Here is a 17,852-nt window from a genome sequence, read left to right as displayed (position 1 = left end):
AATGGTTATAATTTTTCCTGCAACAATACCACCAATACAGCCAGCGGCAGGTAATCGGTAAGGCCGGTACGCAGGTAGCGTAGTGCAATAGTCATTTGGTTTTCAACCGTTTTTACAGAGATATTCAGCCGTTCGGCTATTTCTTTATTGGTCAGATACTCTTTTCGGCTCAGCAAAAATACCTGCCGGCATTTTTCAGGCAGCGCAGCAATACCTTCGTTAAGCAGGCGCGTTATATCATTTTGCACCAATTTGCTATCGGCACTGTATTGCTCCATTATACGGTCAATAGTATCAATATCAATAGTGGCTTTTTGTGTGCGGATGTACACCAGAACCCGGTTTTTTATTGCTACCTTGAGGTAACCGGGCAAGCTGTTTATTTGTAAAGCGTGGCGCTTAAACCACAAATCAGTAAATAGCTCCTGCACCAGATCTTCACATACATATTTGTCGCGAAACAGGTTATAGGCTACATGGAAGACCTTTGCCGAGTAGCGGTTATACAACATTTCAAACGCACCCCTGTCATCGAGTTTGATCAACTCTAACAGCTTACCATCGGGCCATAATTGATGTTGCGTTGCTTGATGCATAGTTTAATAACGTGCAAAACGGCTTTGCTAATTGGTTATTTAAAATAGAGGGCATAAAGCTAACTAAATTTTTAATTTAATTGCAAGTGTTAAATCCGGCGAATTGTAATCAAGGGTTAAAACGTACACAAAGCACGATGCTAAGCTTATTATTAACTATCCAGCTGTTAACTGTGTTATACTTGCCTTCAAGCGCTATTTTTAAATATCCGGTATGCTTCTTTACTCAGTTCATATCAGATTAAGCCGAAGGAGGTAAAAGTTTCGATTTAAGGTAATCTATCTGGCTGCACACATGATTGTAAACAATAGAATGGTTAAAGTTATATATAATATAACTAACCATTGCGGGCTGTATACACCATGGTTAGTGACGTAACTGATAATAGTTTTTTTCGGATAACGCAGACTAAGCAATATATTTGATAATATGAAATAGGATAAAAAGATCATAAAAACTTTCCCTTCCTGCTTTGGGAGTAACTTCAAAAAGTTAATCTCACCATAAATTATGATTAACAAACTCCCAATATTAAAAGTTAACAGCGTAACAGTAACCATTAGTGCCATCCCGTAAGCTATTGTCCGCGTACTTCCGTCATTATAGTATTTGTAAAGTATGGCTATTAAATATTTCAAATTATAACCTAAAATTAGGTAGTTTTTAAATAAAACACTTTCGCGTTTTATACTTTATAAGCATGTAAACGAATTGCTTTAAACTGCTGAAAACATGGCCGATTTACCCTAAAATGCCGAACATCTAACAGACATCCGGCATTTCAACGTAGCCCCGACGAGAATTATAGAGCCTGTATTACTACATATCATCAATAAAAATTAATATCAAATCGATGCAATCATTTTATTTCAAGATCAAATAAATTTCACCCACGTTTACTTCAAACATCCAAAATCCTTTCCGGGCCTCTATTTCAAATTGATACTGACGAATATTGATTCCTCACAGAACCATCAGCATATAATTTCAGTATTGCATAACCGGGGGGCGTTTCCTGATAGTAATATTTGCCCGCTGATTCCTTATCGCCATCGCCCCACCAAAAGCCACTTAATGAGCCATTGCAAAAATAGGATACGCCGTTATATTCAACAGCATCCTGCAAATGCTGGTGCCCGCTAAGGCATATCTTTATTTTATCTTTATGTTTAAAAAACAGCGCTTTCAATTCTTTGTAATCACCATGCTGTCCGCCGCTCCAGGCACAGGTGGAGGAAAGTATCGGATAGTGAGACATGATGAGTACCGGGGTATTGGCCGGTAATCTGCTTAGATCATCAACCAACCATTTCATCTGTTCCGGGTCAAGCGTTATTCCCGCATTATTACCATCTAATATAACGAAATGCCATCCTTTTTGATCAAAGCTATAATAACGGTTAGGTATTTTTAAGCGCTTAACTACATAGGGTATGCCATACATTTCGTCCTGTTTAGATGGGGCTTTCCACCAGGCATCATGATTGCCGATGCAACTATGAACCTTGAGTGAAGTAAGGCCGATAAACTGATCCCACAACGCCCATTGATTAGTTACCATCTCCCTTGTAACGTTATCATACGATGCATCAAAAATGGAATCTCCTCCATTTAAAATAAAGTCAAACTTATTATTTCTGAGTATCTCAGTGAAATAATTTGCTGCCCTTTCCGGGGCGTTATCCTGATCGCGGATATGTACATCGGTAATATGCGCAATGGTAAGTACCGGCTTTTTGTTATCGGTGGTAATAGCGTTTACAGGCAATACAGCCGTGCTACCCAGCGTAGCCGAGGTTTTTAAAAAACTCCTTCTTTTCATAACAATTTAACTTATTCAGCTTTTGCGAAGATTATCATTAAACAGCCCGTAAACGGCTATTCCGGCCCAGGCCAGATTAATAAAAGCTGAAGGGTATGAATGATCAAAAATGGCGCTTGCCCCTAATAACAGTCCGCCTGCTATGTTGGCGCAGTGAAAAACAAGCGATGTTGCCTGCCACTTTTTAGTGATCAGTAAAAAGTAGGCAATCAAAAAAAACAATGCACCAAGCCAACCCAAAACATCAAATATCAGGTGAGCGGTGACCTGGTGCATGTGTTGTTATTTATTAACTATCCAGCGGTTAACTGTATTGTACTTACCTTCGAGCACAATTTTGTAAATATCTGATGTAGCCTCTTTGCTCAGGTCGATATCAAATTTACCGGTTTGTACAGGCACCTCACCTACTAATTTATAAGCATCGGCTTTGCCCGTTTGCTTAAAATTATTGGTGGTGGCCAGCCATACTTTTACTTTGCCCTCGATGTTTTGAGCAGTCCAGGTAAGGTTGATTTTACCGTCGACCTTAACGGCCTGCGGCTGCGATAATGACACTTTGCCGATGAGCGGCACACCGTCCAACTCACGCTGCTGACCGGCCGATAGTTTGATGTTTACAAAACGGGCTATAGTCGGTAAAATATCAACCACAGCAACCTGCTGTGCTTGTTTAGCATAACCGTTAAGCGGCTGCGCGTTTGTCGCTATCCATGAGGCGCGTTCACGGTCGGTCTGCCCGCCATGCCCGCGCCCGGTTTTAGGGTCTCGGCCATGGTCGGTTGTTATCACAATCAGCCAGTCCTCTTTATATTTGGCTTTACGCTGCTTTATGGCTTCCCACAGCTGGCCTACACGACGGTCGGCAGCGCGTACAGCATCATAAAACTGCTCGCTGTCGCCATACATGTGGCCCATATCGTCCGTATATTCCAGGTAAACCCATGACAGGTCGGGCGCATCCTGGTTAATAGTTTTAACGGCATCGTCAACAACAGCCTGGTCAATATCGGCCATAAATTTGCGGCCCTTATCATGCGGATATTTTACGGTATCAAGCTCCAAACCATCAAAATGGTGATCGAGCTTGATGTTGCCAGTTTGCGCAAGCCCTTCGCCTACCAGCTTGGTACGGTTATCTTCCCAGCTCGAAAAGACGGCGGTCTTTTTAGAAGAATATTGATCCTCAAAAAACCTGAAGATGGTGGGATAATTATAGTTTGGCGCCTTGATGTCATTATCAGGCACGTTATGCTTATGAAACCACACGCCGGTAAGCACATTGGTATAGCCGGGTGCCGAAATGGTTGGCGTTTGGTTAAACTGCCCCTTCTCGCCGCCCTGGTATGCGCTAAGCAGCGCACCTTCCTTAGCTATAGCATGCAGATTGGGTGTTTCCACCTTCTCAATTACATCTTTTGATACACCATCAATAATTACAAAAATGGCTTTCTTTTTTTGTGCCGAGGCCATGCCTGCAACGCAAATAAGTGCCGCAATGGCTATAATCTTTTTCATGTTTTCTTCGGATCAATTTTAATAATTACCAGCCAAATATTTGCTTTAAATTAGGATTAAGCTGCACCTGGTTCTGAGGCACCGGGCGGTAGTAATACTTAGGCTCCTGAAAGGTACCCATATCAGCAATAGTTTGTACTGTGCCCGATGTGCCGTTTTTCAGGAACACGCCTGCATCCTGCCCAAAGGTACCTGTACGATAGTAAATAAAATCCTTACCTAACTCGTTTTTTTCTTTCACCGCAGGAATCGACTCGTTATTTGGCAATAGTATAATATCCGGCACTCCATCACCTGTCAGATCATGCTTGCCCAGGCCTGAAAAGTAGATACCTTCCGGTTCTTTTTCAAGCAGTTTGCCAGCATTCCAACGCATTAAATCGTCAAAGCGGTACCCTTCCAGCGCCATCTCTACCCGGCGTTCGCGGCGGATCTCCAATACCGCAGCCCTTTGTGATGAGTTTATGTTTGGATAACGCATGCTTTGCACCGGATCAATTGCCGGGCTTACCGGCATGTTTGGCATACCGGCCCTTTTACGCAGCAGGTTAATGCTGATATCCAGATCCGCTTGCGTAAGCTCTCCTAATTCAGCCTTAGCCTCGGCGTAGGTAAGCAAAATTTCAGCATAACGAAGTATGGGTATATCAAGGTTTTGCTGCACTTCGGCACTGGTATTGTTCACAAAGCCTTTAATCTGGTGATAACCACTAAAATTTTTACCCAGTTGCTGCACGTATATGCCACCGCCTTGCGAGTAAGTACGAACGTTAACCAGGTTAAAACCCGGATATGCATATGTCTGGCTTAAACGCGGATCGCGGTTTTCAAATTCCTTTACAAACGGGAATGTAGTATATCCTGATTGATTGGTATAATAGCTGCCATCTTTCATCAGGTAATCCTGCAATAAATCCTTTGATGGCGATACCTCATAATTACCGAAAACTGTTTCGCTCCATCCGCTGTTAAGTACACCGTTTTGGAAATACCTGGCCAATATCACTTCCGGATTTCTGCTTAAGTCATCCTGCAAAAACAGGTTGTGATAATCCTGGTTAACATTGCCTGTAGTGTATAACTGAAAACCGCCTTTATCCATTATATCCTTAGATACGTCACGAGCTAACTGTAAATACACATTTGCAGTATTGGCAAGGTTAAGTTCAGCATGATATTTTCTAAACGTGCCTTCATATAAAGCAAACTTTGCCTGATATGCTTTCACTACCCAGTTGTTAACTCCGCCTTTGTCGCCTTTTGCATCTACGTGCTCTGCGGCAAAAGCAAGATCTTCCATAATTTTATCTACGACGAATGCGCGAGGGTCACGGGGTTTCTGCAGCAGCTCAGTATCGTTAACGTTCATCGTCCTATCGTACCAAGGCACGTCCGAATAACGTTTTACCTTATCAATATAAAACTGAGCTCTGAAAAAACGGGCTATACCCTCATAATGATTCAGCTTATCCTGCGATAGCGGTGCCTTTTTAAAATTCTCCAGGAAAAAGTTGGCACTGCGTAACTGCTCCCAGTTCCAGCCCGAAACAATGGTTGAGGCGCTCGGGTTACCAACCATCATGGTTTTAATTTCAACCGCACCGGTTGTCGGTGCATTATCGGTAGAGCGATCGTTATTATAAATACCAAAACCAGGAAAATTGTAAAGGTTGTTTAAATACAGTTTTAAATCCTGCTCGCTGTTAAAAAAGTTGCCTGTACCAATATCTGTTTGGGGTTGCCTGTCTAAAAAGTCCTTTTTACAGGCGCTTAGGCTAAGTGTTGCCAACGCGAAGCCGGCGATATATTTGTTGATGAATTTCATTGTTGCTTTATTAAAAGTTTACATTCAAACCAATAGAGTATCTGCGCTGCCATGGGTAAGCATAACCATTACCGCTACGGTTGGTGTTTGATGCCGGATTGATAGCCGCATTAACGTTGACTGCTTCCGGGTCATAGAACTTTTTGAGTGCCGACCACTCGTAGATGTTCTCACCGCTCACATAAAATCTTACGTTCGACATGCCCCATTTTTTGGTCAGGGTTGCCGGCAAGGTATACCCTAAAGTCAGGTTTTTAAAGCGAATGTATGCCGCATTCAGCATGTAACCGGTTTGCGGTATAGCCAAACCTTTGGCGTTACCTGTCGTAGTACCCAGGTTAACGTCAGCCAGCCACGATTGCAGTATAGGGTAACGGGCATCAAGGTTTTGGTTGGCCAGGCCTGCGTTCAAATAGGCTTGCGAGTGTTTGCCCCTATCAACATCACTATCATTATTAGGCCTGTAAAAATCAAGCAAGTGACTATATCCACCGGCATATGGCTGCTGGTAAAAACCCCAGTACAGGTAATCAAGCGGATAGTAATCGCGTTTAGCCACCCCCTGAAAAAATGCACGTATATCAAAGCCTTTCCAGCTTGCATTCAGATCAACACCAAAACGGTAGCGGGGAGATGAGTTACCAATAACGCTAAGGTCCTTGGCATCACCTGCGGTAAGGCCGGTTTCTATAGCGCCGTTGCCATCAATGTCCTTATACTTTGGCCAGCCTGGTACAATTGAAAGCGCATCCCACGGAATAATAGCTGATTGGTCAAGCGCGTCAATCTCCGCCTGGTTCTGGAACAAGCCATCGCTTTGCAAACCCCATATTTCGCCCAACTGCATATGCGGACGATAGTTTGTTAAACGCCCGCTCGGGTTATCAAAGCGGGTAATCTCCGAACGGCTGTCAGACACTACCAAACGTGCACTGAAGTTAACCGGATCGCTGCTTGTTCTGAAACTTGTTTGATAAGCTGCCGAAAACTCCCAACCACGGGTACGTAAATCCGCTGAGTTTTCAATAGGTGATGCTGCACCTAAAACAGCCGGCATTTCCTGCCCCGGCACCAGCATGCCTTTTGTATCGCGCTGGTAAATATCAAAAGTAAAATTCAGCTTGTTATTAAATAAGCCAATATCGGTACCCAGGTTTATGGTTGAAACATCTTCCCAGGTATAGTTAGGGCTTACCAACCTTGGCGGCGCAAGAGTTATCGGCAGTTCATCATTTATTAAATAATTTGATGTTGTTCTGCGCAAAGTAGCTATATAATCATAATTACCAACTAACTGATTACCCAATGAACCGTATGATGCCCTGAGTTTAAAGTTACTTACAGTTGCACGTAAGTTTTCCATAAAGGCTTCCTGATCAATACGCCATGCTACTGATGCCGAAGGGAAGAAACCAAAGCGCTTATCCTTTGGGAAACGGGATGTACCATCATAACGGCCGTTAAATTCAACTATGTACTTGTCATCAAATGTATAGTTAACCCTGTAAAACAAGCCTTGCAAAGCCCAATCAGCTATAGCCTGTGTTGGCAAACCACCAAAAGCTGTTGCCAGACCGGTTGACGGATAGGATGATGAGATGAGGTTATTTAAAGTTAAATCATTAACCTCACTACGCGAATACTCCTGATTGTAACCACCCATTACGCTCAAAGCATGCTTGTTCCATTTTTGATTATAAGTGGCATATAAGTTTAATACCGTGTAATCATCAAAACCGGTATACTTGCGTACATAACTCGTCCCTTCAGTACGTACATCATTAGGCCCGAAGCCAATGTCAATAGGTAAGCCGTATTCATCATAATTTTCAGCCCCCCTGCGGTAGGTAAATTCACCGTTAACTTTCAACTTATTTTTAATAAGCGCTAACTCGGCATTAAACTGTGTTTGCAAACTGAAATATTTATCCGACGCTTTTCCTCCCTCGGTAAGCCTTGCACCGGTACGGCCCACTTCTGTGTTAGCCCATGTGCCGTCCGGATTCTTATCAAAATCAGTCGGAAAAAGGTTATAGATACCCGAGATAGAATAGTTAGACGGGTTTTCGCGCTTAGTGGATGTAAGGTAAGTGTTATTACCCAGGTTGAGCCACGGCGCAACCTGGTAATTTACCTTACTGCGAAAACTATAACGGTCAAAATAATCATCGGCTATTTTAAGCACACCATTTTGGCGGTTGTAGTTGCCTGACAGGTAGTATTGCGCCTTTGGCGATCTGCCGCTTATTGATAATGCATGATCCTGAGAGAATGTGTAATCGCTCAAAAAATAACGTGTCCAGTCGCGGTTACCCATGTATTCCCAAAGTGAATTATCAGTAGGGTTAACACGCACACCCGGAATTGACGGATTGTCTGAACGCTCTTTAGCAAATTGATAGTATTGATCGCTGTAGTTTACGTTATCCCACGGTGTGTTATTGGTTGACAGCTCCAATAAACGTGAATAAATGTATGGGTCGGTAATTTTATCAGGCATTACCGTTGGTTTGTTAAATGATGAATTGTTGCTATAGTTTAAGCTCACACCATCCTGTGTGCCTGTTTTGGTGGTAATCAGTATCACGCCAAACGCGGCACGCGCGCCATATACGGCAGCTGATGACGCATCTTTAATTACTGATAAATTTTCGATATCCTGTGGGTTCAAACGGTTTAGTTCAACCGCGTCTGAAGGTACACCATCAATCAATATCAGCGGATCGCCGCCATTGATTGAGGTAATACCCCGAATGTTAATATTAGCAGCTGCACCCGGTGCACCAGAGCCAAAATCAATATTAAGGTTGGGCACTAAACCCTGCAAGCCCTGTGCTACGTTTGATATAGGCCGGCTGGCAAGGGCTTTTGCGCTTATCTGGTCAACCGCGCCGGATAAGTTTACCTTTTTTTGTGTTCCGTACCCAACCACTACAACCTCGTTCAGCTCAGAATTATCGGCTTTCAGATTTACGTCGATTGATTTACGGTTACCAACAGAAACCTCTTGTTTAACGTAACCAATGTAGGTAAATACAATTGTAGCGTTTGGCGTTGATACACTGAGGGAATATACCCCGTTAACGTCAGTTTGCGTACCGGTTGTTTTGCCTTTTTCCTGAACGGATACGCCGATTAGCGTTTCGCCGTGATCGTCTTTTACTGTGCCTGTAACCTTGGTTTGCTGTGAAAAAGCAAGGTTAGCATACAGTAACAGACATGCAATTAATGTGATGTAAAGTTTTTTCATGTCCAGCTTTTTATTTGCTGCAAAAGAAAAGCAGCAATGTTAAGCTGACATGAATTGCTCATTAAATAAACTGACTAGTCAGTAAATTTATTTTTTTTCTGTTTTCTTCGCAGTAAATTTTATTTTTAGGAATTATATAACATGGGCAGAAGGAGCTTAAAAGAAGATCAGCAAAAGCGCATTGTAGAGGCATTTTATGAAGTAGCCAAGCGTGAGGGTATTGAAAATACATCATTTGGTAAAGTGGCTAAGGAGTTGGATATGCACCAAAGCCTGGTAGTGCATTATTTTGCTACTAAAGATGATTTGCTGTTGGGGCTGATCGACTTCATTATATTGAAATATGAGAATATATATCAATTTGAATTGGAGCAGGCAGATCCGCTTGAAAGACTGACAGCTGTAATGCAGAACATTTTTTCCAGAAAATGGGATAATTACATTGATGACAGTATTTTTTACAACTGCTTCGCCCTGATATTTCGTAATGAAGTGATCAAGCATCGTTTTCGCGATCTGCATTTGCTATTGCGCGGCTGGTTGCAAAATTTAATACAGGCCTGCATTGATGAACGGCAATTAACCTGTGATGACGCGGCGAAAACTGCGGATCTGATATTTGTAATATCTGACGGTGCTTACTATTATTTAAGTATGATACAGGATACTAACGACTATGACATGCACCTGGAACGTTACAGGCAGCAGGCTTTTAAAATATTAGGGCTTGACGTATTGGCAGAAAAATAATCCAGAAGGGTTTATATTAGTGTACCTCGTTTAATCAAATGTTAATAGATAGCTTTCTGTGTTTATTTAATTTAAAACAGAAGATTTAATTATGAGATATCTGCGTTTCAGTTATAAGTCGTTATCGTTAAAACAAAAAATGCTGAACATCTAACAGATGTTCAGCATTTCAACGTAGCCCCGACGAGAATCGAACTCATATCTAAAGTTTAGGAAACTTCTATTCTATCCGTTGAACTACGGGGCCGGATATTTTGAGCAAGCAAATTTGCAAAATTTAGCTGACGCTGGCAATCGCACTGCATAATTTATTTGCTGCGCATTTATGCCCTTAACGACTTATAAAGTAATCGCACAGTTTGCGCACGAAAACATCATAGTGCTTCGGGCTGGCTGATGTAATTACCAACCGTGATACATGAAAACTATATGATAGGTCGCTGAGTTTGTCTGGCTATCGTTTATTACATACAGGGTTAAATAACTTTCAAACTTGAACAAAGAGCTTTTCTTTGTAAAGGTGGACTTGGACAAAATCAGAACTTACCGCATCGCCGTAAGATTAGTCAAGGGCACGACTTGCCGTATTTACAAAAGAGAGGCACCTGAAAAAGAGACTGTTACTTAAGGTGGTTCGGCATAAAAAAATTTATTGACTAATAGTCTGAAGTGTTGCAATACAATATTGACAGATTAAAATTGCAATTAGAAAAAACGTTTTATCATAATTTGTATATTTACAGAACCTTTAATCACAGCTGGTAATGAAAATTCCTTTAAGAAACATATTAATTATCGCGGCCTTCGGCGTAATTGGCTTTACAGAGCAAGCCCTGGCCCAAGCCGTTAATGATGCCGATAGCCATGAAATAGTGACCAAGTTGGCTGATAAACTGGTAGACGTCTACCCCTTCCCCGACATTAGCGCTAAATACAGCGAAGCTTTAAAGAAAGCGGAAGCCGCCGGTAGGTATAATAATTTAAGTGAGGACGAACTGGCATCGCGCTTGACTGATGACTTGAACAAAGCACACAAGGACGTACACCTGCGGGTTATGCGCAACGAGCAGGTATATAAAAGTATGACGGAGCCGCAAGCCGGCGGTGGTAACCAACGGGAGGATGACTCCGAGCGCCGCGCCAATTACGGATTTAAAAAGGTAGAAATAGACGGAGCTACCTCAACGGCTTATATTGATGCGCCGGGACCGTTCTATGGTTCAAAAGAAGCGTTTGAGATGGCGGCTGCGGCTATGAATATGGCCGCTTACAGTAAATACATCGTTATTGATATCAGGCATAACCCGGGCGGTACGGGGCAGATGGGGCGCTTCCTATCGTCGTACTTTTACAATGCCGGCCACGAGCAGTTTTACCTGAACGGTTTTTATAAGGACCGCAAGCAGGATGAGCAGGAGTGGACCTACGCTTACGTACCCGGCAGGCGTAATCCTGATGCAAAAGTGTATTTGTTGGTAGGCAGGGGCACCGGATCAGCATCTGAAGGATTTGCGTATGCTATGCAAAAATTAAATCGGGCAACCATAGTGGGCGATACTACAGCCGGAGCCGGTATAGCCGGTACATATGTGGCATTAAAAAATAACCTTATTGTTTTTACACCATTTAAAATGGTAGTTGGCCCGGGCAGCAACGTAGGTTGGGAAGGCACAGGCGTTATACCTGATGTTAATACCGGTAAAGCCGATGCACTATTGGCCGCCCGTAAGCTGATACTGGAAGATATTGTAAAAACCGGTAAGGACAGCATAACCCGCGAGTCTGCGCAATGGGTAATTGATAACAGTAATATGGCTGCTAATAAACCGGTGAATATAAAAAGCAAGTATAGTGAGTTGATCGGTAGGTACCCTAACAACGTATCAATAACAGCCGCTAAAAACGGCTTGGTTTATAAATACAGCGTGCCCGGCAAACCGGTTGAAACTTTTACCTTGCAGGAAGTTAAACCGGATGTTTTAGTGATAAACGGACTTAACGCTAACATTGCACCCAACAGTTCGCGCTTATATGTTAACCGTAACGCTGCCGGTAAAGTGGAAAGCTTTACCCGCAAAACCATGATGGCTAACGGCACCATCTACATAGCGCCTCAGCCATTTAAAACAATAAATCAGATTTCAGCCGGTATTAGCCATAAACGGCATCGGCTGATTTTGCCTTTTCGAATGCCTGTTCCAGGTCACTGATCAGGTACTGCGGATCCTCCAGGCCGATATATACACGTATGTATTGGTGCCTTGGATTTTCAGTATCATACTGATCCGGCGGTATTGAGGCAATTGCAGGTAGTACCAGGCTTTCATGGCCACCCCATGATACCGCTATTAGCATATGTTGCAGGCTGTTACAAAACGACTCAATTTTAGCGTAAGTAGAGTTTTTAAGCGCTATGCTAAACAAGCCTCCGCAGCCCTGCATTTGCCGGTGCGCCAATTCGGTTTGTGAAAATGATGGGCTAAAGGGCCAGAGCACAGTGTCAACGGCGTCATGCCGGGTCAGCCAGTCGGTTACAATCCGGGTGCTGTTAAAACTGCTTTGCAGGCGTAACTGCAATGTGCGCAAACCACGCAACAACAACCAGGCGCTATGCGGCGACAGGGCAGGGCCGAGGTTCATAAACTCATGCTCAAATATTTGCCTGATAAGTTCACGGCTGCCGGTTAACACACCAGCCATAACATCAGAGTGGCCGCTGATGTATTTAGTTGCGGACTGCGCTACCAAATCAATCCCCAATTTAGCGGGTTGCTGAAATAGCGGCGTGCAATAGCTGTTATCAATTATGGTAATAATGCCTTTGGCCTGCGCTAATTCAGCCACCGCTTGTAAATCCTGTAGCTCGTAGGTAAACGTATTGGGGCTTTCCAGGTATATAACACGTGTTTCGAGTTTTATGGCCTGTTCAAAATCGGTAACAGATGTGCCGGGTACAAAGGTTGTAGTTACGCCAAATTTAGGCAGCAACTGCTTAAATAACTTATCAGTCCAGCTATATGGGTTCTCTACACATATTACATGGTCGCCTTGTTTAACCAGTGCAATTACAGCAGTGCTGATAGCCGCTATACCGCTCGAGAAAAGCAGCGCGTCCTCGGCGCCGTCAAGCGCGGCCAGTTTTTTGCGTAATATATTTAGGGTAGGGTTTTGGCCGCGCGAGTAAAGCGTGGCATCAAACTCGTTGCCCATGGCGCCGCGCATATCGGCAACGGTGTTAAACGCGAAATTACTGGTTTGCATTACCGGCGGCGATACCGCGTTATAATATTGTCCGCGTTCTTCGCCAAGCTCATTCAATATATAAGAGAGATCCATAGTAATTTAATTGTGTGCCGATAAAGCTTTAGGTTATGTGTTGTTTAGTACGTTTGCTAATAAAGTATATGAGCAGGCCGATTGCAAATATACCCATGCATACGGCTGCCGCAACAGGATGTTTCATGAATATGAATAACGTAACCAGCCAGTAAGTAATTATAAACATTACCGGAATAACCGGGTAAAGCTTTGTGTGATATATCCAGGCTAATTTGAGGTGCCGGGTGCGTTTGCGCAATATAAAAACAGATAATGCCGCGGTTGACAGTCCTATCGTATCAAAGAACATGACATAGCTGATCACACTGCGGAATGAATCGACAAACAATAAAACGCATAGTACCACAATCACGAAAAATGTTAGTCCGAACTCTTGTATCTGCGTTATCGGGTTAACTTTTTTAAAAACAGCGGGCAATATGCCGTCCTCGGCCATGGCGTAATATATTCGAGGGTTTGACATGATGTTTACATTAATAAATGTAAGCACCGATACAAACATCAGTACCGACATGATCTTGTAACCGAGCGCCCCGAAATGGTAACCCGCAAGCACTGCAGCAAGGGCAGGGGTGCGCTGCATTTCGGCAATGCCCAATACCCGGTAATAGGCCACGTTGATGAGCATATACAGCGCGATTACCACCAGCATACCCGTTACTATTGCCTTGGGTATGTTTACTTTAGCGTTGATACTGTCGCCGCCAAAATTAATGGTTTGCTGATAGCCGCCATAAGAGAAAAATACGGCCACAAGGCTTATCCCTACATCATGCCAGGTATTGTAATCGCCCTTGTAGATCACAGTTTGCTCATGCCCGCCCGCCGTGAAAATCGCGCTGCAAATAACCAGCACAATAGCTATTTTAAGCAGATTAAGCAGGTTTTGCGTACTGGCGCTCATTTTTATGCCCCGCATGTTTACAATGTACAGTAACAGCACGGATGCAATGGCCACGATTTTTACCCAAAAGGTATTGTGCAGATGCGCGGGCATAACAAGCGGCACTACATACTCAGCGCCAATTAAGGTAACTGCCGCTACAGATGCAGCGTTGCTGATCACCAATATCCAGTTGATCATGAACGCTACGGCGGGATGGAAGCTGTATGAAAACGCTTTATAAAAACCGCCTGTAACCGGGTAGCGTGCACCAATCTCGGCAAACGTTAATGCTCCGCAGAGGCTGATAAAGCCGCCGAAAAGCCACACGCCGAAATACAGGTACGGATCGGTCAGATTTTTAGAAACCTCCATCGGCGTGGCAAATATGCCCATGCCCACTACCAGGCTGATCACTATCATTGACAGGTCAAAACGGCTGAGTTTTGGAAGTATGCTCATAAAAACCTATTAATCAAAATACGTTTAGCGGGGCGTCAAGATAGGATTTCGGCTTATCAAATACAACGTTAAACGCGTTTTACTTTGAGCCGGATTTGTGCGGGTATCACAAATCGAAATGGCGCTCAGCCCATAGTTTTAAAATCCGGATGCGTTCACGCAAAAAGCGGTCGTTAAAAAATGTGTTCGACCAATCATCATAGTGCTCGAACTGGAAACGCAGGTAAAACACCCAGAACGCGAACCCCAAGTAAGGAACTGCCGCTAATTCCTCCTCGGTAAAGGGGCGCTTTTCGCGATAGGCATCAATAAAAAGTTGAAAATCAGCATCGCCTCTTTCCCTGGTAATTTTGTTAAGGGTGGTTTCCATAAAGTAATGCACGTAGAACGAGGCTACATCATTGGCCAGCATCCCCCATCCGCAAAAGTCAAAATCAAAAAAAGTAAGGGTATGCGGATTTACAAAATGAAAGTTTTTAGGCAGGAAATCGTAATGGCAATAACCAAAGCTGAATTTTGAGGTGTCGAAATCGTTGATCTTTCCAGCTACATAATGCGAGGTATCTTTAAGAAAATTATATTCTTCAGGCAAATTTTTAAACGCCGGGGCCGCTACCTCAACCGGTTGCAGCAGCATGGTATCAACAGTAAATTCATGCCGCGGGTATTGTAATTTGGTTTTACTGCTGATGTTATGGAAATGTGCCATGGCATGGCCTAAGGTACGCAGATGCTCAGGCGAAAGATCATACACCGGCTCACCTTCGGCAAAGCTGAACAATACGCCATAGCGCGTACCCTCGGCAGCGTTGAACGCCTGTAGCTGTTGCCCGCTTTCATCTGTTAATGGGTAAGCAACCTTAAGCCCGCTAGCATGCAAAATATTAAGGAGTTCTACCTCGGCCAGTATTTCGGCACGCTTGCGGTGGGCGTCGCGGTATATTTTAAAAATATATTTTTCAGTTTCGTTTTCAATCAGATAAGTATCGCTCACGTTGCGTATCAGCAGGCGGCAGGTGGTGCCTGTTAACGCGTAATTTTGCTGCAGCGTAACATTTAAGGCGGAGGCGGATAAGGTTGAGTATTGGGTAGGATAAACAGGCATCATGCACAAATATAATTATTTGCGCATGATGCCCGTTGTGTGGAAGGTGATTAGCCTTTTACCCGGATCATCATTACACCATGTGGTGCAAGTTTGTAAGTAAAGCCTGCGGCTGCTTTACCCAAATCTTTCTGGCGCCATACATCACGCACCTGGGCTGATGGGCTCAATCCTATCTCAGACGGTTTTACAGTGATGGTGCGGTATTTTTTACTCAAATTAAAAAAGCCTACCGCTTTGCTGCCGTCGGCCAGTTCTTTAACATACACCTCGTAATCATCCTTAGCCAGTACACGGCGGGCTTGCTTACCCAGCACATCCTGGTTAACGGCTATTACCTCATCATTAGTAAGCAAGTTGAGGGTAAAATCATCCATCTGGCTAATGTCGCAACCAATCAGCAGCGGCGAGGCCAGCAGGCTCCACAGGCTGATGTGGGTATATTGCTCATCAGGCGTTAAACGGGTATTCCGCAAATTACCGCTCCAGCCTACTTTGCCTACAATCAACATATCCGGGTCATTCCAGCGGCCGGGCTTGGCATATTCAGAAATTTTGTACTGGCGGAAGCCTATTTCATACAAGCTTTCCCAGGTATCGGTAATGTCGCCTGTGGTACGCCAGCTGTTGGCATCAACCTGCGGGCCCCATTTCCAAACATCCTTCATGCCGTACTGGCAAAGGCTATAGTAAATGTCGCGAGGCTGCGAGCGTAACGCTTTTTGCATCACACGGTAAGGCTTCATAAAGGTTTCGAGCGAGGTATCGCTACCGGCTACTTCGCTGTACGAGCACCAGTCGTGTTTCAGGTAATCAACGCCCCATTTGTTATACGTTTCGGCATCCTGCAACTCATGGCCCAGTGAGCCTAAGTAACCGCCGCAGGTAAGCCTGCCGGGCGACGAATAGATACCGAATTTTAAGCCATGGCTGTGCAGCCAGTCGCCCAGCGCTTTCATATCCGGAAATTTTTCATTGGTAACAATAGCGCCATCGGCAGCGCGAGCCGGGGCTTCCCAGGCATCGTCCACATTAATGTAGGTCCAGCCGTGGTCAATCAAACCTTTGTCGATCAGCGCCTGCGCCGAGCTTTTTACCTTGTCGGCAGTTACCGAAAGGCCCCAGCAGTTCCAGCTGTTCCAGCCCATTGCCGGGGTTAAGGCCAGCAGGTCGCCAACCTTAATGGTGAGTGTTCGGCTGGTGGTACCCAATGCATTTTTTACAGTGAGCTTAACCGGATAATCTCCCCCCTTGGCTATTGAGCCGGTGATAATACCTGTCGCGGCATCCAGCTTTAAACCTTCGGGCAGCTGCGCGGCCGAATAACTTAACGGCTTTTTACCTGTCGCAGCTATCTTATAAATTAAAGGAGAATTTGGCCTTACCCCGGTTACCTGCGCGCCGTTTATGCGGGGCGTAGCGGGCGCTTTGGGAGTTAATATGTAGGGCGGCTGCTCGGTAGCGGTAATGCTTTTGCCGGTTCTTTGTTCGGTGAATTTATACGTGAGGGTAATGCCCGGTTTGCCGGCAATTTCAACTGGAATATCAACATAGTCTTTAGGCGATTCGCGCTTAGGCAAAAAGCCTATACCTTGTTCTTTTGAATAAATGATTTTCCCGGTCTCTTCATCTTTGGCGCTGATAGAAAATACACCCTTAACACCTTCCTTATTCCTGTTAACAAGCTTTACCGCTTTCTTCACTTTTCCATCAGCAAACGTAAAGTTGTTATTGGTGTTGATTGATATGTTATCAATATAATCAAGCATGGCCAGGTATGGCGTGCCGTTACCTAAGCCGCCATCGCCGTCGCCATCATATACCTTTATGGCGATGATGTTTTCTTTATCCCAGTTCACGGTGATATCCTTTAATGCAAGGCGATATACCCGTTCTTTAAAATAAGCGGTTGAGTAGCCGCCCTGCTCCTCGGGGAAACGCCCGGTTTGACCTACTTTTTTACCGTTAAAAAACACCTCATCGCAATCATCAATGTAAGCCAGGTTAAGCAGCAGCGAATCTTTCAGTGCTGATTTTGTCCTTAATGACGATGGAACGGTAACATGGATGCGGTACCAGGCATAGCCGTTGTAATTAACGCCCTGTTTTTCCCAAAAAGATGAGGTTTTTAGCGTTTGCCAGGCAGCATCGTTGAAAGCCGGATTGCGCCATGCAGCCTCGTTGCCTTTGCTGAATTTGGCCTGCAGCATTTGCACGCGCTGAGCCGTTGCCGTGTAGGCGAATGCCGCCATACAGGTCATAATTAATAGTTTACGCATTGGTTGTGGTTTAGAAATGTCT

Annotated in this window: 12 protein-coding genes and 1 tRNA gene; 2 read left to right on the top strand and 11 right to left on the bottom strand. The window is 44.2% G+C overall.

The genetic code is table 11. The features are described 5' to 3' along the window. Positions 1–5 precede the first annotated feature (5 nt). From ABD960_RS18335 to ABD960_RS18310, 6 genes are all read right to left on the bottom strand, one after another. Positions 6–596 (bottom strand): RNA polymerase sigma-70 factor, encoded by a 591-nt coding sequence (locus ABD960_RS18335; protein WP_345333479.1) that lies wholly within the window; start codon positions 594–596, stop codon positions 6–8. Between the two features lie 935 nt (positions 597–1,531). Beyond that, the gene (locus ABD960_RS18330) at positions 1,532–2,419 is read right to left on the bottom strand and encodes a metallophosphoesterase family protein (RefSeq protein ID WP_345333477.1); all 888 of its coding nucleotides are present in this window, start codon (positions 2,417–2,419) and stop codon (positions 1,532–1,534) included. Positions 2,420–2,434: 15 nt separating this feature from the next. Next, positions 2,435–2,695: a CBU_0592 family membrane protein gene (locus tag ABD960_RS18325; protein WP_345333475.1), complete on the bottom strand. Its 261-nt coding sequence runs from the start codon at positions 2,693–2,695 to the stop codon at positions 2,435–2,437. Between the two features lie 6 nt (positions 2,696–2,701). Next, positions 2,702–3,937: an alkaline phosphatase family protein gene (locus tag ABD960_RS18320; RefSeq protein ID WP_345333473.1), complete on the bottom strand. Its 1,236-nt coding sequence runs from the start codon at positions 3,935–3,937 to the stop codon at positions 2,702–2,704. 25 nt (positions 3,938–3,962) lie between these two features. Continuing rightward, a complete protein-coding gene (locus ABD960_RS18315) occupies positions 3,963–5,762 on the bottom strand; it encodes a RagB/SusD family nutrient uptake outer membrane protein (RefSeq protein WP_345333471.1) in 1,800 nt (599 codons plus the stop codon). Positions 5,763–5,772: 10 nt separating this feature from the next. Then, positions 5,773–9,012, bottom strand: coding sequence for a SusC/RagA family TonB-linked outer membrane protein (locus ABD960_RS18310; RefSeq protein WP_345333469.1), 3,240 nt, complete (start codon positions 9,010–9,012; stop codon positions 5,773–5,775). Between the two features lie 141 nt (positions 9,013–9,153). On the opposite strand from ABD960_RS18310, the gene ABD960_RS18305 reads away from it, so the two are divergent. Continuing rightward, positions 9,154–9,762 (top strand): TetR family transcriptional regulator, encoded by a 609-nt coding sequence (locus tag ABD960_RS18305; RefSeq protein WP_345333467.1) that lies wholly within the window; start codon positions 9,154–9,156, stop codon positions 9,760–9,762. Between the two features lie 175 nt (positions 9,763–9,937). On the opposite strand, the gene ABD960_RS18300 is transcribed toward ABD960_RS18305, so the two are convergent. Next, positions 9,938–10,009 (bottom strand) — tRNA-Arg (locus ABD960_RS18300). A gap of 517 nt (positions 10,010–10,526) precedes the next feature. Between ABD960_RS18300 and ABD960_RS18295 the strand changes: the two genes are divergently transcribed. Further along, positions 10,527–11,972: a S41 family peptidase gene (locus tag ABD960_RS18295; protein WP_345333465.1), complete on the top strand. Its 1,446-nt coding sequence runs from the start codon at positions 10,527–10,529 to the stop codon at positions 11,970–11,972. Here ABD960_RS18295 and ABD960_RS18290 read toward each other — a convergent pair. The 4 genes from ABD960_RS18290 to ABD960_RS18275 all read right to left on the bottom strand — a co-directional run bounded on the left by ABD960_RS18290 (position 11,914) and on the right by ABD960_RS18275 (position 17,830). After that, positions 11,914–13,098: an aminotransferase class V-fold PLP-dependent enzyme gene (locus ABD960_RS18290; RefSeq protein WP_345333463.1), complete on the bottom strand. Its 1,185-nt coding sequence runs from the start codon at positions 13,096–13,098 to the stop codon at positions 11,914–11,916. The genes ABD960_RS18295 and ABD960_RS18290 overlap by 59 nt on opposite strands. 28 nt (positions 13,099–13,126) lie before the next feature. Continuing rightward, positions 13,127–14,446 carry an APC family permease gene (locus tag ABD960_RS18285; protein ID WP_345333461.1) on the bottom strand — a complete coding sequence of 440 codons (1,320 nt, stop codon included), beginning with the start codon at positions 14,444–14,446 and terminating at the stop codon, positions 13,127–13,129. A gap of 106 nt (positions 14,447–14,552) precedes the next feature. Next, entirely contained in the window at positions 14,553–15,554 is a 1,002-nt protein-coding gene (locus tag ABD960_RS18280) for a phosphotransferase enzyme family protein (RefSeq protein WP_345333459.1), read from the bottom strand. Positions 15,555–15,601: 47 nt separating this feature from the next. Beyond that, positions 15,602–17,830, bottom strand: coding sequence for a putative Ig domain-containing protein (locus ABD960_RS18275; RefSeq protein ID WP_345333457.1), 2,229 nt, complete (start codon positions 17,828–17,830; stop codon positions 15,602–15,604). Positions 17,831–17,852 lie beyond the last annotated feature (22 nt).

The organism is Mucilaginibacter defluvii (assembly GCF_039543225.1).
Lineage (GTDB): Bacteria > Bacteroidota > Bacteroidia > Sphingobacteriales > Sphingobacteriaceae > Mucilaginibacter > Mucilaginibacter defluvii.
This window is presented reverse-complemented; position numbering and strand designations above follow the sequence as displayed.

Coding starts and splice junctions, on each gene's coding strand:
- ABD960_RS18295 (WP_345333465.1), top strand. CDS start 10,527: ATGAAAATTCCTTTAAGAAACATATTAATTATCGCGGCCTTCGGCGTA.
- ABD960_RS18290 (WP_345333463.1), bottom strand. CDS start 13,098: ATGGATCTCTCTTATATATTGAATGAGCTTGGCGAAGAACGCGGACAA.
- ABD960_RS18325 (WP_345333475.1), bottom strand. CDS start 2,695: ATGCACCAGGTCACCGCTCACCTGATATTTGATGTTTTGGGTTGGCTT.
- ABD960_RS18315 (WP_345333471.1), bottom strand. CDS start 5,762: ATGAAATTCATCAACAAATATATCGCCGGCTTCGCGTTGGCAACACTT.
- ABD960_RS18280 (WP_345333459.1), bottom strand. CDS start 15,554: ATGATGCCTGTTTATCCTACCCAATACTCAACCTTATCCGCCTCCGCC.
- ABD960_RS18330 (WP_345333477.1), bottom strand. CDS start 2,419: ATGAAAAGAAGGAGTTTTTTAAAAACCTCGGCTACGCTGGGTAGCACG.
- ABD960_RS18320 (WP_345333473.1), bottom strand. CDS start 3,937: ATGAAAAAGATTATAGCCATTGCGGCACTTATTTGCGTTGCAGGCATG.
- ABD960_RS18335 (WP_345333479.1), bottom strand. CDS start 596: ATGCATCAAGCAACGCAACATCAATTATGGCCCGATGGTAAGCTGTTA.
- ABD960_RS18285 (WP_345333461.1), bottom strand. CDS start 14,446: ATGAGCATACTTCCAAAACTCAGCCGTTTTGACCTGTCAATGATAGTG.
- ABD960_RS18305 (WP_345333467.1), top strand. CDS start 9,154: ATGGGCAGAAGGAGCTTAAAAGAAGATCAGCAAAAGCGCATTGTAGAG.
- ABD960_RS18310 (WP_345333469.1), bottom strand. CDS start 9,012: ATGAAAAAACTTTACATCACATTAATTGCATGTCTGTTACTGTATGCT.
- ABD960_RS18275 (WP_345333457.1), bottom strand. CDS start 17,830: ATGCGTAAACTATTAATTATGACCTGTATGGCGGCATTCGCCTACACG.